Origin of the sequence: Kitasatospora sp. SolWspMP-SS2h, from assembly GCF_003259315.1 — a bacterium.
GTDB classification, from domain to species: domain Bacteria; phylum Actinomycetota; class Actinomycetes; order Streptomycetales; family Streptomycetaceae; genus Kitasatospora; species Kitasatospora fiedleri.
Map to the genome: position 1 here is coordinate 291,832 of NZ_QLLT01000004.1, position 21,426 is coordinate 313,257.

Genomic DNA, 21,426 nt, shown 5'->3' on the forward strand with positions numbered 1-21,426 from the left:
GTGTTGGCCTGGGTTCGGGGTGGGAGGATGGTGGTATGGCTGAGTTCCGTGTTCCTGAACGCCACGCGCAGTTGTTGGAGTTCGCGCAGAGCTTGACACCTCCTGCCGGGTGGAAGGTCGAGGTGTCGGGTGATGAGATCATCATGATGGCCGGGCCGTCGGTGATCCATCAGCGGAACCTGCTCATCGTGCGGGAGCAGTTCGACGCCCACCGCCCGGCGGGGATGATGCCCAGCGAGAACACGGATCTGGCCTCGCCGAACGTCGGCAAGCTCCGCAACCCGGACCTGACGTACATCCCGGTGTCGGTGGTAGAGCTTGGTGGGAACGAGGTTCCGGCGGAACTCGCCGAGATCGCCGTGGAGATCGTCTCCGTGTCGAACCCCGAGAACGGCCTGGTCGGCAAAGTCCGCGACTACCCGCTGATGGGCATTCCCCTCTACTTGATGGTCGATCCGCGGGAGGGCACGGTCGTCCTGTTCTCCGAGCCGTCAGACGGGTCGTACCGTCAGCAGTGGACCGGAAAGTTCGGTGACACCGTCCCGATCCCGCCGCCCTTCGACTTCGGCCTCACCACAACGAACCTGATCCGCTACACCACCTGAACTCGTGGTGCCTTCCCCGCGGGCGCGGGGATGGTCCCTGCGCGATCATCGCCCTCGGCGGCGACCAGGACTGTGCCCCGCGCTCGTGTGGCGCTTCGGTCAAGGCGGTAGGTGTCCGATGTGTCCGGTGGTGGCGCGGCAGTCGGCGTGTCGGGGCGCTCTCGGGGGTGAGCGGTATTTGAATACCGGGGGCTGCTAGCGTGTCGCTGTCCGCTGCCGGTATTTGAATACCGGTGGTTCTTTCGACCGGGCGGCCGGGTGGTCGTCGTGCAGGGAGCGGTGCCGTGATCGAGCTGAAGACTCCGCAGGCGATCGAGAAGATGGCCGTCACCGGCCGGTTCGTCGCCGAGACGCTGGCCGAGCTGGCGGGGCTGGCCGAGGTGGGGCGGGACGTGATGGACCTGGAGTTGCGGGCCCGGAAGCTGGTGGACCGGCGGGGGGCCGAGTCCTGCTACTGGGACTACGCGCCGTCCTTCGGGCGCGGGCCGTTCCGCAACGTGATCTGCCTGTCGGTGAACGACGCGGTGCTGCACGGGCAGCCGCACCCCTACGTGCTGGGCGACGGCGACGTGCTGAGCCTGGACTTCGCGGTGTCGATCGACGGCTGGGTGGCCGACTCGGCGGTCACCGTCATCGTGGGCACCCCGGACGAGCGGGACGTCCGGCTGGCGGAGTCGACCCGTACCGCGCTGGACGCGGCGATCGCGGCGGCCGTGCCGGGCAACCGGGTCGGGGACATTTCGGCGGCGATCGCGGCGGTCGGCCAGGGCGCGGGCTACCGGATCAACACCGACTTCGGCGGGCACGGCCTGGGCCGCACCATGCACGAGGACCCGCACGTGGCGAACGTCGGGCGGCCCGGGCGCGGGCTGGAGCTGCGGCCCGGGCTGACGCTGGCGCTGGAGCCGTGGTGGTGCACCGGTTCGGCGAAGCTGCGGGTGGACGCGGACGGCTGGACGCTGCGTTCGGCGGACGGCTCGCGCGGGGCGCACTCCGAGCACACCGTGGCAATTACCGAGGACGGGCCGCGGGTGCTCACCGCGCTGTCCTGACCGGGGAGTTCGGGGCCGGTCCCGGCCACGGCGGGTGACGGCCGGGTGGACGGTGGGTGGCCGCTGTGGTCCGTCCCATAGGCGGATCGCTGGACAGTCGGCGCGCCGTCAGCGGGGGGCCACGGAGGGTGTGCGGTTCCCCGGCCGGAGGCGGCCGGAACCGGTGAGCCCGGTCACAGGAGCCGCCGGTCCCGCCCCGCCCGGGCCCGGGAAATGGCGGCCGGACCGGGCCGCGGAGGCCGCTGTACTGGCGGTAACGGGGTCCTGACCTGCGTAAACCTTCGAATGCTTGGAGTTCGGCCCGAGCGCCCGTAACTTCGTAACCAGTGCAGGGCGCACTACCCGGGATCACCCGAAACCAACGCCCCGGTGCGGCCACCGAGCCGCCCGACGGGCAGGGTGACCGCGACGGAGAGCAGGTCGGACCCCGACCGCGCCGTCCGATCCACAAGCGCGAGAGACCGCAGGGCCCGTCGGGCCCCTGGTTCCGCCTTGCCTGCCCGGGGCATCCGAAAGGAATCGCATGATCTTCCGTAACGAGACTGCCGCCACCGAGACCGCCACCACCGCCGAGCGGGGCAACCGGAAGCGCAACCGCGTCCGGGCTGCCATCGTCGCGGGCAGTGCGGTGGCCGTCCTCCCGGTGGCCGGCCTCGTGACGGCGACCTCGGCCTCGGCCGCGGACGTGTCCACCTGGGACAAGGTCGCCCAGTGCGAGTCGACCGGCAACTGGTCGATCAACACCGGCAACGGCTTCTACGGTGGCCTGCAGTTCACCTCCTCCACCTGGGCCGCCTTCGGTGGCACCGCCTACGCCCCGCAGGCCGACCAGGCCACCAAGGCGCAGCAGATCGCGGTCGCCGAGAAGGTCCTGGCCTCGCAGGGCCCCGGTGCCTGGCCCGTCTGCTCCGTGCAGGCCGGTCTGACCCAGGGCGGCGCCGCCGCGCAGGTCGACACCTCGTCCGGCAGCAGCACCAGCAGCAAGTCGAGCGCCACCAGCGACTCCGCGAGCAGCAGCACCACCGGCACCAAGTCCGCGAAGTCGGCCACCGCTGACTCCGACTCGGCCTCCACCAGCACCAACACCACCGCTGACAGCGGCAAGTCCTCCTACCAGGGCCACCAGTCCTGGAAGAAGGGCGGCCACACCGGCGGCGGCAACACCACCGGTGGCAGCACCTACACCGTCAAGTCCGGTGACACCCTGGGCGCCATCGCGGCCGCCAACGGCACCACCGTGGACGCGCTGTTCAGCGCCAACGCCCAGACCATCGGCTCCTCCGCCGATGTCATCTACCCGGGCCAGGTCCTGACCGTCTGATCGGACCCCCGATCGGACTCCGGTAGGACCGGACCCCGCGCACGACGCCGACGGCCGCCCCTCATGTCGGGAGGGGCGGCCGTCGGCGTTCCCGCGTGCGGCACGGCCGGGGGCCGTCAGTCGAACCAGTCGGGCTCGGCGGCGTCGATCAACTCGCGCAGGCCCGGCCGGTCGTGGAAGGCCCCCGAGAGCAGCGCGCCGAGCTCGCGCAGCGCCGCCGCGTCCTCCCCGTGGGCGACGAACATGCCGGCCTCCGGGTCGTACCGGAACCGGCCCTCCAGCTGCGGCGCCCGCGAGCGGACGGCGGAGCGGGCCACCGCCTCCCAGCCGTAGCCGCCGTTCTGCTGCCCCGCCGCCTCGAACACCTCGTCCACCGCGACCATCCGGTCGTCGGTCAGCAGCAGGCCGTACGAGCCGGGCTTGTGGTCGTACTCGATGAACACCAGCGGGGCGAAGGTCTCACGATCAGTCATGACCCGGACGCTACCGGTGGCCACCGACAGCGAGGGACGGCCATGGACGGCCGGGGGAGCGGGGCCCGTCAGTAGGGGAGGACCTCCTCGACCGCGCTGGTGCCCGAGCCGGGGCGGGACTCCCACCGCCAGGTCTCGTCCAGCCGCAGCCGGCCGTCGGCGAGCCGGGTCAGGACGCTGGTGCAGTGGCCGGAGTTGGTCTCCCCGGCCCGGTTGAGCTGTACGTACCGGAAGTCGACGGTGTCCCCGGTGCGGGTGCCGACCAGGTGCCCGTGCACCACCTCGCCGCCCTGGTAGTCGGCCCACACCAGGCCCTCGTCCTCGTGGTACGCGAACCGGGTGCCGGGGTCGACCTCGCCCTGCTCGGGACGGGACACCGGGGCGAACTCCAGCCCGTCGAGCGAGGGCAGCGCGGACAGCATGGCGGGGCTCCTTGGGCCGGGCAGCGGGTGTGACGCCCAGTCGACCACGCCGGGGCCCGCGTCCACCGGGTCATCCGCATCATGGACAGCCGGACGGCCGGTGCTCAGGCGGCGGTCGAACCGCCCCGACGACCCTCCGGCGGGGCGTCCTTCGCGGACTCGCCCTTCGGCCGGACGTCCTTCGCCTGCGCGTCCTTCGACCGGGCGTCCTTCGCGGGCGCGTCCTCCCGGCGTTCGTCCTCCCGGGGTCCGTCCTCCCGGCGTTCGTCCTCCCGGGGTTCGTCCGTGAAGTCGACGTCGACGCGCTGCTCGGGGCGGCGCTCCTCCTGGCGGGCGATGTCCCCCAGCACCTGCTCGTCCGGGCCGGTCATCGGCGGCTGGAGCAGGGAGCGGGGCCACAGTCGGCGGGCCAGGACGGTGTTGGCCTCGGCGGCGTACACGGTGACCTGGGCGGCCAGGTACAGCCAGGAGAGCAGGCCGATCACGGTGGCGAAGAAGCCGTAGACGGCGGTGGCGTGCCGCAGTTGGTGGGTCACCAGGGCGGCGCCGAACGCCTGGAGCAGGGTGAAGAGCGGGCCGGCGAGGAAGCTGCCCGGCCACAGCGAGCGGACCGGGACCTCCTTCGGGGTGAGGATCCACAGGCAGGCCAGGAACAGCAGCGTGTTGAGGACCGCCGCGAGCAGCAGCCCGCCGATCCGGGCGGCCGGGCCGCCCAGCGCGGCGCCGACCAGGGCCGCCGCGGCCGTGCTCAGCAGCAGGCCGGTGCCGAGCGTGGCGAACAGCGCCAGGCTGCGCCAGAGCCGGGACCAGTAACCGGGACGCTGGAAGTTGGGGACGTTCCACACCTCGGCCATCGCGTGCTGCAGCACCTGCGCGATGCCGAGCGCACCGTAGAGCAGGCCCGCCGCACCGATCACCAGCGCCAGCCCGCTGCCCTGCACCGAGTGCACGTTCTCCCGCAGTTGGTCGCCGATGATCGGGAAGTCGGCGAGCGCCGAGTCGACCACGGCCTGCTGCGCGTCCGGGTGCCCGTGCAGGACGAAGCCGAGCACGGTGGAGAGCAGGAGCAGCAGCGGGATCAGTGAGACGAAGCCGTAGTAGGTGATCAGCGCGGCCAGCAGCCCGCCCCGGTCGTCGCCGTACTTCTTGACCACCCCGACCACGACGGCCAGTGGTCGGCGGCGCTGCTGGGTGCGGTCGACGGCGCGCAGGGCGCGTTCGAAGGGGTTCACGGCGCGGGCTCCTCACAGTGACGGACGGCACTCGCGCGTATGCCCCGCCCGGGGGTGTGAACGCACGGGGGACGGAAAGGCGGGCGGAGGACCCGGAGCCGAGTGGTGAGGAGGCAGGGCAGGTGTGGTGGTGGAGCGCGGTGCGGCTGGTGGTGGTCGGTGCGGCGGTGGCCCTGGTGCTGTACGGGGTCGACCGGATCGTGGAGGTGACGACGCGTCGGCTCTCGGTACGGGCGGGGAACGTGCCCCGGGTGCTGCGCGGCTGCCGACGCCCGATCCTCGCCGTGACCGGCTGCGGCCTGCTGCTGGCCGCGATGCCGTGGGTGCGGGCACCCGGCGGGATCGGGCACCTGCTGGTGCTGGCCACCATCGGCTCGTGCGCCTGGCTGGCCGCGCGGGCCGCCGCACTGGTGCTGGACGGGGCGGTGCGGCTCGCGGTGCGGCGCCGGGACGCCGCCTGGGCCGGGCGGGCCCGCACCCAGGTGGGGCTGCTCAGCCGGATCCTCCAGGCGGCGATCGCGCTGCTGGCGCTGGCCGGGATGCTGATGACCTTCCCGGCGGTCCGGGTGGTCGGCACCAGCCTGCTGGCCTCGGCCGGACTGGTCGGCGTGGTCGCGGGCATCGCCGCGCAGAGCGCGCTGTCCAACCTGTTCGCGGGCATCCAGATGGCCTTCGGCGACCTGGCCCGGATCGGCGACGTGGTGGTGGTCGGCGGCGAGTGGGGCACCGTCGAGGAGATCACCCTGACCGCGGTGGTGATCGCCACCTGGGACCAGCGGCGGATCGTGATGCCGATGTCGTACTTCGCCGGCCGCCCGTTCGAGAACTGGTCGCGCCGCTCCGACCGGATCACCGGCACCGCGCTGCTGCACCTCGACCACAGCACCCCCGTCGACCTGCTGCGCGCCGAGTTCGAGACCTACCTGGCCAAGAACCCGCACTGGGACGGCGAGGGCAGCGCCCTCCAGGTCGTCGACACCACCCCCACCACCCTGGTGGTGCGCGCCCTGGCCACCGCCGCCAACGCGGGCGACGCCTTCGAGCTCCGCTGCGAACTGCGCGAACACCTGATCGGCTTCCTCCGCGAACACCACCCGCACGCCCTCCCCCGCGTCGCGGTCGCCCCCGCCCCCGACGACCGGACGGACCCGGCCACCCCGACGGACACGGCACACACGACGGACACGGCACACGTGGCGGACGCGGAAACGGCGGCGGCGAGGACGCGGGCCTGACGTGACGGCGCACCACCGGTGACGGGGCGGGCGCCGGGGCTCAGAGGTAGTCCTCCAGGCGGGCGATGGCGAAGCCCTGGGCGGTGGCGGCGTCGACGACTCGGCGCAGCATGTCGGGCATGGTGCCCTTCCAGTCGGTGGAGGGGGCGCGGAAGTGGGTGAGGACGATGTCGCCGGGGTGGAACTCCTGGTCGGCGTAGCGCCACTCCAGGTGGTCGGGGAAGGCTTCCTCGTTCCACAGCGGGAAGGCGGTGACGCCGCAGGAGGCGGCGGTGCGCAGGGCGGCCTCGGTGTACTCGCCGTAGGGGGGTCGGAACAGGCGGGGGCGGGTGCCGGACACCTGCTGGAGGTGGTCCTGCTGGTCGCAGATCTCGCGCCGGAGGGCGTCGGCGTCCAGGCGGCGCAGGTCGGGGTGGGTGAGGGTGTGGTTGTCGAGCGTGACGCCGTGGGCCTGGAGGGCGCGGAAGTAGCCGTAGTCGGAGCGGGCCAGGTAGTCGGAGAGGAACGCGGACATCGGAACGCCCAGCTCGGCGGCCATCGCGGCGAACTGCGGGTCCTTCTCGGCGCCGTCGTCGACGGTCAGGAACACCACCCTGTCGGTGGTCGGGACGCGGTAGACCACCGGCGGCAGGCCCGGGGCGCGCTTGACGCCGGGTCCGTCGGCCAGCTCGGGCTTGACGGCGGGCGGGGCGGGGGCGCGCAGCGGGAGCGCGGCCAGGCCCCAGCGGCGGGCGGCGGCGAGGGCCTGCTGCACGCCCGCCTGCTGCTCGGCGGCGGACACCCGGGCGTTCAGCTCCTGCCCGGCGGCGGCCTGCGGGCGGGCGGCGGGCATCGCGGCGAGCGCGGCCCGGGCGGCGAGAACGGCCTGCGCGGCTTGGGCGGCTTGGGCGGCTTGCGCTGCCTGGGCCTGCGCCGCTTGGCCCGCCTGGGCTTGGGCCTGGGCCGCCGGGACGGCCTGTACGGCGGGCGCGCCGGTGGCGGGCGGCGCGGCCGGGGCGGAGGTGCGGGCGGGGTCCTGGGCGTGCAGGGCGGAGCAGCCGACGGTGAGGGTGGCGAGCGCGGTGAGGGCGGCCAGGCCCCGGCGGTGGCGGCGTCCCGGCCCGGAGCGGCGGGCGCGGGCGCGGATGCCGCGGGCACCGGGAGTGCCGGGGGTGCGGGGAGCGCTGGGGGTGCCGGACGGCACGGTGGAGGGGGTCGCCATACCGGCAGATGATCCCCTTGTCGTACCTGTCGTACCGACACGCCGTGGAGCGTCACCCGGACGGAGCGCCACCGTCCCCCGTTTGACTCGACCCCGGCGGCGGCGTACAGAGTGAGACATGCGCCCGGGTGTCCCGGCGGACCCGTCCGGCCCGCCCCCACGGACCGACCCCGAACCGGCGACGCGCACCGGCCCCCCGCCCGGCGCCGCCCGCCCGCGCTGGGGCGCGGCCGCGGAGGCGCTGCTCGCCGACGGCCTGCTGCGCGCCGTCCGGGCCACCGCCGCGTACGGGGGCGTGCTCTACCTGCACTCCGCCGACCGCCGCTCGCTGGCCGTCGCCGCCGTCGCCGGCATCCCGCTCAGCCTGATCGAACCGTTCCGGCGGATCGCCGTCGCCGCGCCCCTGCCGGTCGCCGACTCCTACCGGGCCGGCCGCACCATCGTGCTCGCCGACGCCGACGACACCATGCGCCGCTACCCCCGCCTCGCCGTCGGGCTCCCGTACGCGCACGCCTCCGCCACCACGCCCGTCACCGTCGGCGACCGGACCTTCGGCGTGATCGCCGTCTTCTGGCCCGCCGGCGGGGCCCGCCCGCCCGCCGCCACCCGCCGCCAGCTGCGCACCGCCGGAAACCGCCTGGCCACCGGCCTGCTGCCGTACGGCGACCGGGTCCGCGGGGAGCGCCCGCCCGTCGTGGTGCCGCTGCCGGCGCCCGGCGACGGCATCCGGCTCGGCTTCCTCGACTGGGACCTGGCGGAGCGCCGGCTCACCGCCGACGAACGGCTGCACGAGATCCTCGGCACCGGCCCGTACGACGGCCGCGCCGCCGCCCTGCTGGACCGGATCGTCCCCGAGGACGTTGCCCCGCTGCGCGAAGCCGCCCGGCTGGCCGCCCGGCAGGGCCGGCCGTTCACCCACCGGGTCCGGCTGCGCGACCCCGGCGGCGGCACCCGGCAGCTCGACCTGTCCGGGCACCCCGTCACCGGCTCCGCCCGGCTGGTCGTCGCCGTGGTCGACGCGAGCGCCGCCGCGGCCACCGCCGCCGCCGTGGAACGCCTGCGCGACGGCGTCTTCGCCCTCGACCCGGACGGCCGGGTCGGCTACGTCAACCACAGCGCCGAACTGCTGCTGCACGCCCCCCGCGCCGAACTGCTCGGCCGGCGCCCCTGGGACGCGCTGGCCTGGCTCGCCGACCCCGCCTACGAGGACCGCTACCGCTCCGCGATGCTCGCCCAGCAGCCCACCGCGTTCCTCGCCCGCCGCCCGCCCGGCCACTGGCTGGCCTTCTCGCTCTACCCCGACGCGCACGGCCTCACCGGCCGGATCGTGTCCGCCGCCCCCACCGAGGACACCCCGCTCCCCGAGGCCCCGCCCGCCGTCCCGGCCTCCCTCGGCGGCGTCTACCACTTGCTGCAACTCGCCTCCGCGCTCACCGAGGCGGTCACCGTCCGCGAGGTCGCCGACGCCGTCGCCGAGCAGATCCTGCCCGGTTTCGGCGGCCAGGAACTCGCCCTCTACCTGGCCCGCGGCGGACGGATGCACCTGGTCGCCGAGACCGGCTACCCCGCCGGCTTCCTCGACCCGTTCGAGGGCACCCCGATCCGGGCCCGGCTGCCCGGCACCGAGGTGTTCACCACCGGCGCGCCGATCTTCTTCGAGTCCGGGAACGAACTCTCCGCCGCCTACCCCGGCATCCCGCGCGACGAGATGGCCGCCTGGGCCTTCCTCCCGCTGATCGCCTCCGGCCACCCCGTCGGCAGCCTCATCCTCGGCTTCGACCGCCCCCGGGTGTTCACCTCCGAGGACCGCTCCGTCCTCACCGCCCTCGGCGGCCTGATCGCCCAGGCCCTCGAACGCGCCCGCCTCTACGACGCCGAGTCCGCCGTCGCCCGCGGCCTCCAACAGGCCCTGCTGCCGCACCGGCTGCCCGCCGTCCCCGGCCTCGACATCACCGCCCGCTACCTGCCCGGAACCCGCGGCATGGAGATCGGCGGCGACTGGTACGACGTCCTGCCCACCCCCGACGGCGGCGTCGTCCTGATCATCGGCGACGTCGAGGGACACAGCGTCAAGGCCGCCGCGCTCATGGGCCAACTCCGCAGCGCGGTACGGGCGTTCGCCAGCGGGGACGACCCCGTCGAGACGGTCGCCCGCCGCACCAACCACCTGCTCGTCGACCTCGACGCCGGGCTGCTCGCCTCCTGCTGCCTGCTGCGCCTGGACCCCGCCACCCGCACCCTGCACGTCGTCCGGGCCGGCCACCCCCCGCCGCTGCTGCGCGCACCCGACGGCCGCACCACCGTCCTCGACCTGGACGGCGGGCCGCTGCTGGGCATCGACGATGGCCTCGACTTCCCCGCCACCGAGATCCGGCTGCCGCCGGGGGCCACCCTCGTCCTCTACACCGACGGCCTGGTCGAATCCGCCGCCGCCCCCCTTGCCGAGGGCATCGACCGCCTCCGCACCACCCTCGCCCACGCCCCCACCTCCGCCCTCGAACCACTCGCCGACCTCCTCCTCGGCCAGGCCCGCCACGACGGCCACCGGGCGGACGACACCGCGGTGCTGATCGCGCGGCTGACGGGGACGCCCTGACGGGGGCGTTCCGGCGGGGGACGCCCGGGCGGGAGCGTTCCGGCGGGGACGCCCTGGTGGGCCGGACGTCTCGTGGGCGGGGGCCGTGGCCGGTCAGGTCGGGCGGACGAGGTGGCAGTCGTAGGCGAAGACCACGGCCTGGACGCGGTCGCGGAGGCCGAGTCTGTGCAGGACGCGGCCCAGGTGGGACTTCACGGTGGCTTCCGCGAGGTGCAGGGTGGCGGCGATCTCGGCGTTGGACAGGCCGCGGCCGACCTGGACGAGCACCTCGCGTTCGCGGGCGCTGAGGCGGGCGAGCCGTTCGTCGCGGTCGGTGCCCGCGCCGTCGGGGAGGTACGGGCGGAAGTCCTCCAGCAGGCGGCGGGTGATCCGGGGGGAGAGGACGGCGTCGCCCGCGGCCACGTCGCGGATCGCGGTGAGCAGCTCCTCGGGCCTGGTGTTCTTGAGCAGGAAGCCCGAGGCGCCGGCACCGAGCCCGGCGAAGGCGTACGCGTCCAGGTCGAAGGTGGTGAGGATCAGCACCTTGCTGCGCGGACGGAGCCGGGTGATCTGCCGGGTCGCCTCGATCCCGTCGGTGCCGGGCATCCGGACGTCCATCAGGACGACGTCGGGGCGCAGTTCCCGGGCGAGGCGCACGGCCTCGGCGCCGTCCGCCGCCTCGCCGACCGGGGTCAGATCGGGCTGGGCGTCCAGGATGGTGCCGAAGGCCAGCCGGAGCAGGGCTTCGTCGTCGGCGATCAGGACCCGGATCGTCATGCGGACGCCGCCGGGACGCCGTCGAGCCGGAGGCGGGCGCGGACCGCCCAGCCGCCGCCCGGGAGCGGTCCGGCCCGCAGCGTCCCGCCGTGGGCGGCCGCGCGTTCGCGCATGCCCGCGATGCCGTGGCCGGGGGTCTCGTGGCCGGGGGCGCCGTGTCCAGGGGACGGGGGCGGGCCCGGGTTGTCGTCGGTGACGTCCACGGTGACGGCGGTGGCCGTGCAGCGGATCCGGACCTCGGCGCGGGTGCCGGCGGGGGCGTGCTTGAAGGTGTTGGTCAGGGCTTCCTGCACCAGGCGGTGGACGGTCAGTTGGACGGTGGCGGGCAGCCGGGCGGGCTCGCCCCGGACGTCGACGCGGGTCGGCAGCCCGGCGGCGCGCATCCGGTCGGCCAGGTCCGCCAGTTCGGCGACGCCGGGCAGCGGGTGGCGCTGCGCGTCCGGTTCGTCGGTGCGCAGCAGGCCGAGCGAGCGCCGCATGTCGGTCAGGGCCTGCCGGCCGGTCTCGGCGGCCCGGAGCATCGCGGCGGTGGCCTTGTCGGGCGAGTGGTGCCGGGCGTGGACGGCGGCGTCGGCGAGCGCGACCATGACGGACAGGTTGTGGGTGACGATGTCGTGCACCTCCCGGGCGATCCGGGTCCGCTCCTCGGCGACGGCCAGCCGGGCCTGCTGGTCCTGCTGCCGCTCCAGGCGCGCGGCCCGTTCCGCCAGGACCGCGAGGTAGGCGCGGCCGGTCCGCGCGTTGGTGCCCAGGGTGGCGGCGGCGACCACCGTCGCGGTCAGGGCGAGGAAGGGGGCCTGGAACGCCCCTCCGGTCGTCCAGCGCAGGCAGGCCAGCAGGGCGCCGCCGGTCAGGACGGCGCAGGCGAGCAGCGTGTCGCGCCGCGCCGCCGTGTCGCGCCGCGCCGCCGTGTCGCGCCGTACCACTGCGCCGGGCCGTACCGCCGTGTCGAGCCCCGCCGTATCGGGCCCCGCCGTATCGGGCCCCGTCGTGTCGGGTCGCGCCGTATCGAGCCCCGCCGTGTCGGGTCGCGCCCGGTCGGGCCGTCCGGCGTGCGCGGCCACCGCGTACAGGGCCACCAACAGGGCGGCGTCCGCCGGAAGTTGGATGCCGGCCAGCCACTGGACGCCGGCCGCGGCGGCCACCGCGGCGAACACCGCGCGCGGGGCCCGGCGCCGCCACCGCAGCGGCAGCACGAGCGCGGTGGTGAGGGCGGCGGCCACCGGGAGATCGCGCGGCGCGTGGGTGGCGGCGACGTGGAGCAGCAGCAGGGAGAGGAGCAGCGCCGTCGACAGGGATTCCCTTGCGGGGGAGGGGAGTCGGAGCTGCTCGATCCGGCGGCGCAGGGCCGTCCCCGCCCGCCGTGCGGTCTCCCGGCGGGGGCCGGGGCGGGCCGTGCCAGGCCCTGCGGCGGCCTCGGTCATCACACGTGTTCCTGTCGTTCGGTCGTTCGGTGCTGCGTTCGTGCGCCGCGTCGCGTCGCGCGGTGCTGCCACGGTAGGCCGCGGGGGCGGCGGCGCACATGCGCCCGGCGTCGGAGGGCGGCGGGCCGGGGTACGACCGCAGGAGGAGTTCCGGTACCTCCCGGGGTCGCAGGACGGCCGCCCGCCAGGGGTGTTCGGCTGCGACCTCGGGGGTAGCGCGGGGGCGACCCGGGGGCGATGTGGCGGGGGGCGGCCCGCGCCGAGGATGGCGACGTGACCGAGACCATCACGGGGCTTTCGCTGTCCCTTCCGGAGTTCCTGGCCGTCCTGGGCGCCGTCGCGCTGGTGGCGGCCCGCTGGCTTCCCCCGGCCGTCCGCCCGCGGGCCGCCGTCGCGGCGGGGGCGGTGTTCGCGCTGTCCGCCGCCGTGCTGGGCGGGCTGGGCGTCCGCTGGCAGCTGCTGCCGGTGCTGGCGGGCGGCGCCGTCGCGCTGCCGTTCGCGCTGTCGCCCGTCCTGGCCCCGCCGCTGCGGCGGCTGCGCGGTCGCCCCGCCCGGCCGGCCCGGCGGGTCCCGTGGTGGCTGGCGCTGCCGGGGGCGGCGGCCTGCCTCGGGCTGATCGCGGCGGGGCCGGTGGCCGCCTGGGCGTTCCCGGTGCCGGTGTTCCCCGAGCCGTCGGGCCCCTTCGCGGTCGGCACCCGGGTGGTGCAGTGGACCGACCCGGACCGCCCGGAGACCTTCACCGCCGACCCGGACGACCGGCGCACGGTCGTCGTCCAGCTCTGGTACCCCGCGCGGTCCAGCCCGGCGGGCACGCCGCGCGCCCCGTACCTCGGGCGCACGCCGCAGGAGGCGCGCACCGTGGCCGACGCGCTCGCCGCCGGCGTCGGCCTGCCCGGCTTCCTGTTCGACGGCGCCGCGCACGCCCGGACCCGGGCCGTCGCGGACGCCCCGGTGGCCGGCGGGGACGAACGGTTCCCGGTGGTGCTGTTCTCCCCGGGCTCGGGCGGGGCGCGCACCCAGAACACCGCCTGGGCCGAGGAACTGGCCGGCCACGGCTACCTGGTGGCCGCCGTCGACCACCCGTACGACTCCGCGGCGGTGGTCCTCGACGACGGCCGGACGGTGCGCGCCGCGACCGCCTCCAGCGGCGACCGGGACACCGACGAGCGGCTCGCGGCCGACTGGACGGCCGTCCGGGCCGCCGACCTCGGCTTCGTCCTCACCCGGCTGGAGGAGCTGGACCGGGCCGGCGGCGCCGACCCGCTGGCCGGCCGCCCGGACACCGGCCGGGTCGCCGCGACCGGCCACTCCATGGGCGGCGCCGCCGCCCTCCAGGCGGCCCGCCGGGACCCCCGGATCGACGCCGTCATCGACCTGGACGGCTTCCCGCACGGCCCCGCGACCCCCGCCCTGCACCAGCCGGTGCTGGCCCTCACCCAGGACCTCACCCCGGGCACCGACCCGCGCTACCTGCCCCGCCTCACCGAGGCCCTCGCCGCCGACACCGCGCCGAGCTACCGCCTCACCGTCCCCGACGCCGCCCACCTCACCTTCACCGACGCGCCCCTCTACCTGCCGCCGGTCCCCTCGATCGTCGGCACCCTGGGCCGCACCGCCGCCCCCCGCCTCGTCGCCGCGACCACCCTCGCCTTCCTGGACGCCACCCTCCGACACGCCCCCGGCGACCTCCCCGCCGCCCTCTCGCCCTACGGCCGCCTCACCGTCCACCCCCCGGGCATGGACGGCTGACCGGCCCCCGGCCCCCACTCCCGAGACCGTCCGGCGGGGGCCCGGAGCGACGATGGTCGGAGCGGGCGGGCGACTTTCGGCGGCATCGGGGGCCGGGACGGGGTGGCTAGGGTCGGGCGGGTGAGGATGCGGACGTGGATCGGACGGGCGTTCCCCGGGCCCTGGGGGTGGGCGCCGGCGGGCCGGGAGGTGCTGGGCGGGCTGCTGGTGTGCGGGCTCGCGGCGCTGTTGCAGGCGGGCGACAGCGGCGGGTGGCCGTCCGGGCCGGTGGTGGGGGCGTGCGCGGTGCTGTTCGCGCTGCGGCGCGGGCTGCCCGGGACGGTGCTGGTGGCGTCGGCGGCCGGGGTCGGCGGGCCGACCGGTTTCCTGCCGCTGCTGGTCGCCGCCGGGTACTCGGCCGGCCGCCGGATCGGCCGCCCGTGGCGGGCCCCGGCGGTGCTGGCGCTGGGCTTCCTGGGCACCGTCGGCGTCGGCGTCCTGCAGAACCGGCGCGACCACTTCCCGCTGCCCGTCCTGCTCGGCCTGTGCGTCGCCGGGTACCTGCTGATCGGCGTGCTGCCCGCCGTCATCGGCCGCTACCGGGCCCAGCGCGTCGCCCTGCTCGCCAGCCTGCGCGAGCACAACGCGCAACTGCTGCGCGAACGCGTGATGATCGCCCGGCAGGCCCGGCTGCGCGAACGCCACCGGATCGCCCAGGACATGCACGACAGCCTCGGCCACCAGCTCGCCCTGATCGCCGTGCACGCCGGCGCCCTGGAGGTCGACCGCACCCTCGGCGCGCAGCAGCGCGAGGCCGTCGTTGTGCTGCGGCAGGCCGCCACCGGCGCGATGCGCGAACTGCGCGAGGTGGTCGGCCTGTTGCGCGAGGACACCGCGACCGCCCCCGGCGGCGTCGACGCCGTCGACCGCCTGGTCGAGACCTCCGGCGCGGCCGGCGCCCGGATCGAGCTGCGCCGCCTGGGCCCGCCCCGCCCGCTGCCCGCGCCCACCGGCCACGCCGCGTACCGGATCGCCCAGGAGGGACTGACCAACGCGCACAAGCACGCCCCGGGCGCGGCGATCGAGCTGACCGTCCGCTACGAGCCGGACGCCCTGGTGGTGGAGGTGGTTAACGGACCCGGCGGGGACGGCGCCGCGGCGGTCTCCGGCGGGCAGGGCCTGACCGGGCTGCGCGAACGGGCCCGGCTGCTGGGCGGGATGGTGCACAGCGGGCCGCTGCCGGACGGCGGCTTCCGGCTGGCCGGGATGCTGCCCTACACCGCCGAGGGGGCCCGCGCCGCCCTCCCCGAGGACGAGGAACTCGCGCTCCTGGCCGTCGAGTCGGCCGAACCGGAGAAGCGCCGCCGGAGCCCCGCGGTGGGCTGCGCGCTCGGCGCGCTCGCGGTGCTCGGGGTGGTGGCCGCGGTCGCCGTGCTCGGCGCGGTCGTGTTCGTCAGCTCGCTGCGGGACGCCACCGTCCCGGCCCGGCTGTACGACAGCATCGAGGTCGGCCAGAGCGAGCGGTCCGTCAACGAACGGCTGCCGGTCGGCAGCGAGTTCCTCACCCACGACTTCCGGAAGATCGGCCCGCCGGTGCCGGCGGGCGCGCACTGCCGCTGGTTCGCCGGGGACCGGGAGAGCGGCCTGGACGGCGACCAGGACGTGGTCCGGTTCTGCTTCGAGGACGGCCTGCTGGTGGAGAAGCAGCACTTCCATGGCAAGGTGTGAGCCGAGAACGGGCGCAGGCACAGGAGGGGAGGACGGGCGGTGATCCGTGTCCTGGTGGCCGACGACGAGCCGCTGATCCGGGCCGGCATCCGGATGATCCTCACCTCCGCCCCGGACGTCGAGGTGGTCGGCGAGGCCCCCGACGGGGCGCAGGCGCTGCGGCTGGCCCGCGAACTCGCCGCGGACGTCCTGCTGCTGGACATCCGGATGCCGGTCCTGGACGGGCTGAGCGCGCTCGCCGAACTGCCCCGCGCCGCGCCCGGCACCCGGGCCATCGTGCTCACCACCTTCGGCGAGCGGGAGAACGTCCTGCGGGCGATCACCTCCGGCGGCGCCGGCTTCCTGCTCAAGGACACCGCGCCGGGCGAGCTGATCCAGGCCGTCCGGGCCGCCGCCACCGGCCACGCCTTCCTCTCCCCGGCCGCCACCCGGCACATCGTGGACAGCCTCGCCGACGGCCCGGCGGCCGCGCGCGGCGAACAGGCCAGACGCCGACTGGCCGTGCTCACCGCCCGCGAACGCGCCGTGGTCGAACTGCTCGGCGAGGGGCTGTCGAACGCCGACACCGGCGCCCGCCTGCACATGAGCGAGGCGACGGTGAAGACCTACGTCAGCCGCATCCTGGCCAAACTCGACTGCGAGAACCGGGTCCAGGCCGCCCTGCTGGCCCGCGACGCGGAACTCTGACGTACCGTCAGCTCCACTCCTCCGGCAGCGGGAAGCCGAGCTGCCCGGCCCGCTCGACGTACGCCTTCCGGATCTGCCGCAGCGCCTCGGGCCGGTACGGGTCGTCCGGCGCGATGGCCGCCGCGACGGCCAACGCCTCCGCCAGCAGCGCCCGTTGCAGGTCCGGCCGGAGCAACACCGGCTGGTGGACGGTCAGTTCGATCGCCGCCAGCGCCAGCCTCGGCAGGTGCACCACCGGGTTCTCCCCGGCCAGCAGGCGGTGCGCCCGGTACGCCTGCCACGGGGTGGGCGGCTCGCTGCCCGCCAGCAGCACCCGCGCCCGCAACGCCAGTTCCTGATCCACGTGTGAGGACACACGGCTCCCATCGATCTCGTCCAAGGGGGGAATGCGGACGAGTCTGCGGCCCGCGGGGCGGGTCGGACAAGGGAGGACGGACGTGCGCTCGGTCCTACCGGAAACGGCCGTGAACAGGCAGAATGTGGATCGATACGCTGCCGGGCGGGGCTCAGGTGGTGGCGGTGACGGCTCCGGTGACGGCTCCGGTGACTGCGGGGTCCGATTCCGCGCCCGGGTCGGCGTCCGTTCCGGTGGCCGAGGCGGCGAGGCGTTCGCCGATCAGGTCGAGTTCCGCCGACACCTGGGCGCGCAGCGCGGGCAGCAGGGCGAGGGCCGCGCGGGCGGCGTCCGGGTCGGGGTGCGGGTCCCGGTGGGCGGCGGCGACGGCGGTGCGCAGCGGCAGGACGGCCAGCGCGGTCTCCCACGCGGTGCGGTGCACGCCGGTGGCGTAGCGGGAGGTCAGGTACTCCAGCGGGGCGAGGGCGAGCGCGTCCCGGTCGGCGGGCCCGGCGAGCCGGTGCTCCGGCAGCAGCCAGGCCACCCCGTCCCGGGCCACCAGGTCGAACGCCCGGGACAGGTCAGGGGCTGCCGGGCCGCGCGCCGACTCGATGGTCGCCGCCGCCAACAGCCGCTCCAGCATGGCCGCTTCGCGCGGGTCGGTCGGCCGGTCGGGGTGCTCCTGCCCGGCCAGCAACTGCTCCAGGTGGTAGCGCTGGCCCCAACTGCCCACCGAGCGGTGCATCGCCCCGGCCCGGGTCTCCCGGATCGCGGCCAGCGCCAGCGCCCGGGTGGTCAGGTCCCGGCGCACCGCGAAGGCGCCGGCCGCCCCGTCCGGGAACAGCCGCTCCAGCGCGCACCGGACGGCGTCCACCGTCGGCCCGTCGTACCAGCGCAGCGTCCAGCGCTGCCCGACCGGCTCGCACTGCGGCTCGACCGGGACGCGGAACTGCACGGACAGCCGATCGGCGACCCGCCGGGCCAGCGGGCCGTGCGACGGGGACCGGGGGGCCTGCGGAGGCCGCGGGGCCTGCGGCTGCGAAGCCGCCGGCGCACTGGGCGCGGACCCGGGCGCGGGCGCGGCGGCGCGCTCCGGGGTGCGTTCGGGGGTGACCATGGCCGGAGACTAGCCACGGCCGACCGCAGGCCACGGCGCCGACGGGCGACGCGCGGAGCGGCTCAGCCGTTCGCCGCAACCCGCGACGCGAGAGGCGCGGCCGGGCCGCGACGGACTGGGGCGTGGCCGGTCGGTGGTCCGCCAGGCGGCGCGGGCCGATCGGCCGGTGGTCTCAGCCGGTGGCGGGGCGGGAGCGGGAAGCGATTAGGCCGGGGCGGGGCAGGCTGCGGGTGCCCGGCGGGCCGGCGGGTGGTGCGGGCGGGTGAACGATCCGACCGGTGCGAGCCGTCGGGTGGCGGAACCGGGCTCACCGGTGGTCGGGACGTGGCTGGCCGGGGGCGGGCGACGGCCTGTCAGGTCGCGCAGGTCCGGCCGGCCGGGGGCCTCGCCTGTCGGCGGGCCGGGCCCGGCCGTGAGCGCTCGGCGGTCCGTCCGGCGGCGCGGGCAGGTCTGCTGGTGGTCCCAGCCGGTGGTCGGGGCGGTGGTGGTGGGGAACGGTCGGTGGTCTGTCAGGTCGCGCGTGCGGGTCGGCCGGTGGCCTCTCTCCGTCGGCGGGCCGGGCCGGGCCGGGCCGGGCTGGGCCGTGGGTGTCCGGCGGGCCGTCAGGTGGCGGAGCCGGGTCGATTGGTGGCCTCAGCCAGTGGTCGGGCGTGGCCCGCCGGGGTGGTCGGTGGTCTGTCCGGCGGCGAGGGATGACCGGTCGGTGGCCTCGATCTGTCGGCGGGCCGGGCCGGGCGCCGGGGGTGCCTGGCGGGCCGTCAGGTGTCCTCAGCCGTTGGCCGGGACGGCCACGGGCGCGGCCGGGGCGGTGCGGGGTGCCGGGAGGGGGTGTTGCGGGGCCGGGGCCGGAGCCGGGGCCGGGGTGAACTCGATCGTGGTGAGGTGGGCGGCGGACGCGCGGGGCAGCAGGACGGCGGAGGCCACGCCGGGGGGCAGCGGGCCGTCGGCGGTGACCAGGGTGCGCAGTGCGGCGGCGGCGCGGCGGTGGCGGGCGAAGGCGTAGCGGGAGACCCGGCGGCCGCGGCGGCGCTGTCCGTCGGCGGCCTGCGCGGGGCTGGCGTCGAGCAGCAGCAGGTGCAGGCGGCGGCCCTGCCGAGCGGTGGTGCGGGCCAGGGCGCGGCGCACCCAGGGCAGGGTGCCGCAGTCGTGGACGACCAGCGGGCCGCCGGCCCGTATCGCCGCGCGCAGCCGCAGGTAGTGGGCGAGCCGGACCAGCGGCCGGTAGAGCGCGTACGGGACGCCGGGCAGGGCGCGGGCGAACCGGGCCCGGGTGTGCTGGGAGTCGATCACCCGGGCGCGGGCGCAGCGCCGCATCAGGGTGCTCTTGCCGCTGCCGGGCAGCCCGGAGACCACCAGGACGTCGTCCGCCGGGTAGGCCAGTCGGGCCGGGGCGGGACGGCCGGTCAGGTCGTGCCGGGCGTGCGGGCGCAGCTGCGGGGACACGTGGTCCTCCTCAAAGGGTCTGCCAAGGGTGCGTCATGTGAACGTCATGCCCAGGGAAGTCGGTTCCAGCCCTCGTCGAGGTGGCTGTGACGCGGCTGTATCCGTTCCCGGACACCCTGGGTGAAATGCGGCGGACGATCCGTGGCAGGGTGGGCGGACGCGATTCGCCCCGGGGGAGTCCGACGGGGGCGGAGGGGAACAGTGGGAACAGTGGGAATGGGTGGGAATGGGGTGGGGCGCATGAGGTTCTGCTTCCTGGTCGAGGAGCACTACCGCAACGACGGGATGCCGCTGGCCGTGGTCGAGCACCTGCGGGCCACCGGCCACCGGGTGGACGTGCTGCGCCCGGGCGCCGACCTGCTCGACCTCGCCGAACTGGTGCGCGCGGGCGAGCACGACGCGTGGGTGCTCAAGACCGTCTCCGGCGGTCCGGGCCTGGGGCTGCTGGAGTCCGCCGCCGCGGCCGGTCTGACCACCGTCAACGACGCCCGGGCGATCCGTCCGGTCCGCGACAAGGCGCAGGCCGCCGTGGTCGCCGCGCTGCACGGCCTGCCGATGCCGCGGACCTGGGCCGCCGCCGACCCGGCCGCGTTCGCCGCGATCGACGCCCGCCGCTACCCGCTGGTCGTCAAGCCCGCCGACGGGTCCTCGGGGCGCGCCGTCCACCTGGTCGAACGGCCCGAGCAGCTGGCCGAGTTGGCCGCGCCCGCGGACGGCGGACTGCTGATCGCCCAGCCCTACGTCCGCAACGACGGCTGCGACCTGAAGGTGTACTGCGCGGGCGGCGAACTGTTCGCCACCCGGCGCACCTCGCCGCTGCACCCGAACCGCCCCGCCGTGGAGCGGCCCGTCCCGTTGCCGCGCGAGGTCGCCGCGCTCGCCGCGCAGGTCGGCGAGGTGTTCGGCCTCGACCTGTATGGGCTGGACGTGCTGATCGGCCCGGACGGCCCGGTGGTCGTCGACATCAACGACTTCCCGAGCTTCCGCCAAGTCCCGGACGCCGTCGAGCGGGTGGCCGACGCCGTGGTCCGGCTGGCCCGCACCGGCTCCTCCTGGCCCACCCCCGGCGCGGGCCCGCTGCTCACCGACGCCGGGGTCCCCGAGGCCCGGGCCGCCCGGTGACGCCGCCCGGGCCGCCCCGACCGACCCTGCCGACCCCGGCGCCCCGACCGCTGCGGATCGCCCTGGTCGCCCGCGAACCGGACCACCCGCTGCTCGCCGGGGCCCTTCAACTGCTGGAGCGAGAAGGGCACTTGGAGGTCGGCCAGGACGAACCGGTGGACGTGGTGCTGCTCAAGGCGCGCGACCCGCACGCGCTGCGGCGGGCCGAGCGGTACGAGCGGGCGGGCACGCCCGTGCTCAACTCGGCCGCCGTCACCGCCCGTTGCCAGGACCGCGCCTGGATGGAGCGCACCGCCCGGGCCGCCGGACTGCCGTTCGCCGCCACCCTCGGCGGCGGCGTCCTCGCCGAACTCGCCTGGCCCGGGCCGGTGGTGGTGAAGAGCCGGCACAGCCGCAAGGAGGACCTGGTGGCCCGGGCCGACACCCCCGCGCAGTGGCGCGCGCTCGCCGAGCGGTGGCCGGGGGAGCCGGTGCTGCTCCAGCGGCCGGTGTCCGGCGACGGCTGGGACCGCAAGCTGTGGGTGGTCGGCGGGCAGGTCTTCGCCGAGCTGCGCCGCTCCGAGCTGGAGCCCGGCGGGCCGGAGCGCCGCCCCTGGACGCCCGACCCGGGCGAACGGGCCATCGCCCTGGCCGCCGGGGAGGCGTTCGGGCTCCAGGTGTATGGCGTCGACCTGCTGCCGGGCCCGGACGGCCCGGTCGCCGTCGACGTCAACGCCTTCCCCGGCGTCCGCCACCAGGCCGGCGCCCCCGAGGCGCTCGCCGCGCTCGTGCTGCGCACCGCCGGACGCTGAGCCGCCCCCACCCCCGGACGCTGAGCCGCCCGTTCCGCCGGGACCGCCGCCCGTCCCGCCGAAACCGGTGCCCGGTACGCCCGTTCCCGCCGTGACCTGCCGGTTCCCGGCGCGCGGAGCGCCTACCGCATCCGCACCCCGTCGGTCCACCCGCCCCCG

At 76.2% G+C, this 21,426-nt stretch carries 19 protein-coding genes; 10 read left to right on the forward strand and 9 right to left on the reverse strand.

Annotation, left to right across the window (positions count from 1 at the left end):
• Positions 1-35: 35 nt before the first annotated feature.
• The 3 genes from K353_RS07190 to K353_RS07200 all read left to right on the forward strand — a co-directional run bounded on the left by K353_RS07190 (position 36) and on the right by K353_RS07200 (position 2,978).
• A complete protein-coding gene (locus tag K353_RS07190) occupies positions 36-605 on the forward strand; it encodes a Uma2 family endonuclease (RefSeq protein WP_111552721.1) in 570 nt (189 codons plus the stop codon).
• 284 nt (positions 606-889) lie between these two features.
• Positions 890-1,657 carry a type I methionyl aminopeptidase gene (map, locus tag K353_RS07195; RefSeq protein ID WP_111552722.1) on the forward strand — a complete coding sequence of 256 codons (768 nt, stop codon included), beginning with the start codon at positions 890-892 and terminating at the stop codon, positions 1,655-1,657.
• Positions 1,658-2,180: 523 nt separating this feature from the next.
• Positions 2,181-2,978 carry a transglycosylase family protein gene (locus K353_RS07200; protein WP_111552723.1) on the forward strand — a complete coding sequence of 266 codons (798 nt, stop codon included), beginning with the start codon at positions 2,181-2,183 and terminating at the stop codon, positions 2,976-2,978.
• Between the two features lie 116 nt (positions 2,979-3,094).
• Here the strand turns inward: K353_RS07200 and K353_RS07205 are convergent, their stop codons facing one another.
• From K353_RS07205 to K353_RS07215, 3 genes are all read right to left on the reverse strand, one after another.
• Positions 3,095-3,451: an immunity 51 family protein gene (locus K353_RS07205; RefSeq protein ID WP_111552724.1), complete on the reverse strand. Its 357-nt coding sequence runs from the start codon at positions 3,449-3,451 to the stop codon at positions 3,095-3,097.
• A 68-nt stretch (positions 3,452-3,519) separates the two neighbouring features.
• A complete protein-coding gene (locus tag K353_RS07210; protein WP_100834991.1) occupies positions 3,520-3,873 on the reverse strand; it encodes a hypothetical protein in 354 nt (117 codons plus the stop codon).
• Positions 3,874-3,977: 104 nt separating this feature from the next.
• A complete protein-coding gene (locus K353_RS07215; protein WP_111552725.1) occupies positions 3,978-5,105 on the reverse strand; it encodes a YihY/virulence factor BrkB family protein in 1,128 nt (375 codons plus the stop codon).
• A 122-nt stretch (positions 5,106-5,227) separates the two neighbouring features.
• Between K353_RS07215 and K353_RS07220 the strand changes: the two genes are divergently transcribed.
• Complete coding sequence (locus K353_RS07220) at positions 5,228-6,340, forward strand: mechanosensitive ion channel family protein (RefSeq protein WP_111552726.1); 1,113 nt, start codon at positions 5,228-5,230, stop codon at positions 6,338-6,340.
• Between the two features lie 40 nt (positions 6,341-6,380).
• On the opposite strand, the gene K353_RS07225 is transcribed toward K353_RS07220, so the two are convergent.
• The gene (locus K353_RS07225) at positions 6,381-7,541 is read right to left on the reverse strand and encodes a polysaccharide deacetylase family protein (protein ID WP_111552727.1); all 1,161 of its coding nucleotides are present in this window, start codon (positions 7,539-7,541) and stop codon (positions 6,381-6,383) included.
• Between the two features lie 118 nt (positions 7,542-7,659).
• On the opposite strand from K353_RS07225, the gene K353_RS07230 reads away from it, so the two are divergent.
• Complete coding sequence (locus tag K353_RS07230; RefSeq protein WP_233533425.1) at positions 7,660-10,137, forward strand: SpoIIE family protein phosphatase; 2,478 nt, start codon at positions 7,660-7,662, stop codon at positions 10,135-10,137.
• Between the two features lie 93 nt (positions 10,138-10,230).
• Here K353_RS07230 and K353_RS07235 read toward each other — a convergent pair whose 3' ends face one another.
• Both K353_RS07235 and K353_RS07240 read right to left on the reverse strand, forming a co-directional pair.
• A complete protein-coding gene (locus K353_RS07235; protein ID WP_111552728.1) occupies positions 10,231-10,893 on the reverse strand; it encodes a response regulator transcription factor in 663 nt (220 codons plus the stop codon).
• On the reverse strand, positions 10,890-12,317 hold the full coding sequence (locus K353_RS07240) for a histidine kinase (protein ID WP_111552729.1): 1,428 nt from the start codon (positions 12,315-12,317) through the stop codon (positions 10,890-10,892). Before K353_RS07240 ends, K353_RS07235 begins: the two co-directional genes overlap by 4 nt.
• A 237-nt stretch (positions 12,318-12,554) precedes the next feature.
• On the opposite strand from K353_RS07240, the gene K353_RS07245 reads away from it, so the two are divergent.
• The 3 genes from K353_RS07245 to K353_RS07255 all read left to right on the forward strand — a co-directional run bounded on the left by K353_RS07245 (position 12,555) and on the right by K353_RS07255 (position 16,460).
• Positions 12,555-14,066 (forward strand): dienelactone hydrolase family protein, encoded by a 1,512-nt coding sequence (locus K353_RS07245; protein WP_111552730.1) that lies wholly within the window; start codon positions 12,555-12,557, stop codon positions 14,064-14,066.
• A gap of 126 nt (positions 14,067-14,192) precedes the next feature.
• A complete protein-coding gene (locus K353_RS07250; RefSeq protein WP_111552731.1) occupies positions 14,193-15,773 on the forward strand; it encodes a sensor histidine kinase in 1,581 nt (526 codons plus the stop codon).
• Between the two features lie 39 nt (positions 15,774-15,812).
• Positions 15,813-16,460 carry a response regulator transcription factor gene (locus K353_RS07255; RefSeq protein ID WP_100838309.1) on the forward strand — a complete coding sequence of 216 codons (648 nt, stop codon included), beginning with the start codon at positions 15,813-15,815 and terminating at the stop codon, positions 16,458-16,460.
• A 7-nt stretch (positions 16,461-16,467) separates the two neighbouring features.
• Here the strand turns inward: K353_RS07255 and K353_RS07260 are convergent, their stop codons facing one another.
• The 3 genes from K353_RS07260 to K353_RS07270 all read right to left on the reverse strand — a co-directional run bounded on the left by K353_RS07260 (position 16,468) and on the right by K353_RS07270 (position 19,354).
• Positions 16,468-16,803 carry a hypothetical protein gene (locus tag K353_RS07260; protein ID WP_158585369.1) on the reverse strand — a complete coding sequence of 112 codons (336 nt, stop codon included), beginning with the start codon at positions 16,801-16,803 and terminating at the stop codon, positions 16,468-16,470.
• Positions 16,804-16,966: 163 nt separating this feature from the next.
• Positions 16,967-17,911, reverse strand: coding sequence for a hypothetical protein (locus tag K353_RS07265; RefSeq protein ID WP_111552733.1), 945 nt, complete (start codon positions 17,909-17,911; stop codon positions 16,967-16,969).
• 768 nt (positions 17,912-18,679) lie between these two features.
• Positions 18,680-19,354, reverse strand: coding sequence for an AAA family ATPase (locus tag K353_RS07270; RefSeq protein ID WP_111552734.1), 675 nt, complete (start codon positions 19,352-19,354; stop codon positions 18,680-18,682).
• Positions 19,355-19,594: 240 nt separating this feature from the next.
• Between K353_RS07270 and K353_RS07275 the strand changes: the two genes are divergently transcribed.
• Both K353_RS07275 and K353_RS07280 read left to right on the forward strand, forming a co-directional pair.
• Entirely contained in the window at positions 19,595-20,476 is an 882-nt protein-coding gene (locus tag K353_RS07275; protein WP_100834979.1) for a RimK family alpha-L-glutamate ligase, read from the forward strand.
• Entirely contained in the window at positions 20,473-21,267 is a 795-nt protein-coding gene (locus K353_RS07280; RefSeq protein ID WP_370447567.1) for a RimK family alpha-L-glutamate ligase, read from the forward strand. The genes K353_RS07275 and K353_RS07280 overlap by 4 nt, the downstream gene beginning before the upstream one ends.
• Positions 21,268-21,426: the final 159 nt, after the last annotated feature.

Bases quoted from the DNA above. Each gene is read 5' to 3' on its own strand.
- K353_RS07200 (WP_111552723.1), top strand. From the start codon at position 2,181: ATGATCTTCCGTAACGAGACTGCCGCCACCGAGACCGCCACCACCGCC.
- K353_RS07190 (WP_111552721.1), top strand. From the start codon at position 36: ATGGCTGAGTTCCGTGTTCCTGAACGCCACGCGCAGTTGTTGGAGTTC.
- K353_RS07235 (WP_111552728.1), bottom strand. From the start codon at position 10,893: ATGACGATCCGGGTCCTGATCGCCGACGACGAAGCCCTGCTCCGGCTG.
- K353_RS07275 (WP_100834979.1), top strand. From the start codon at position 19,595: ATGAGGTTCTGCTTCCTGGTCGAGGAGCACTACCGCAACGACGGGATG.
- K353_RS07250 (WP_111552731.1), top strand. From the start codon at position 14,193: ATGCGGACGTGGATCGGACGGGCGTTCCCCGGGCCCTGGGGGTGGGCG.
- K353_RS07265 (WP_111552733.1), bottom strand. From the start codon at position 17,911: ATGGTCACCCCCGAACGCACCCCGGAGCGCGCCGCCGCGCCCGCGCCC.
- K353_RS07225 (WP_111552727.1), bottom strand. From the start codon at position 7,541: ATGGCGACCCCCTCCACCGTGCCGTCCGGCACCCCCAGCGCTCCCCGC.
- K353_RS07240 (WP_111552729.1), bottom strand. From the start codon at position 12,317: ATGACCGAGGCCGCCGCAGGGCCTGGCACGGCCCGCCCCGGCCCCCGC.
- K353_RS07245 (WP_111552730.1), top strand. From the start codon at position 12,555: ATGTGGCGGGGGGCGGCCCGCGCCGAGGATGGCGACGTGACCGAGACC.
- K353_RS07210 (WP_100834991.1), bottom strand. From the start codon at position 3,873: ATGCTGTCCGCGCTGCCCTCGCTCGACGGGCTGGAGTTCGCCCCGGTG.
- K353_RS07230 (WP_233533425.1), top strand. From the start codon at position 7,660: ATGCGCCCGGGTGTCCCGGCGGACCCGTCCGGCCCGCCCCCACGGACC.
- K353_RS07205 (WP_111552724.1), bottom strand. From the start codon at position 3,451: ATGACTGATCGTGAGACCTTCGCCCCGCTGGTGTTCATCGAGTACGAC.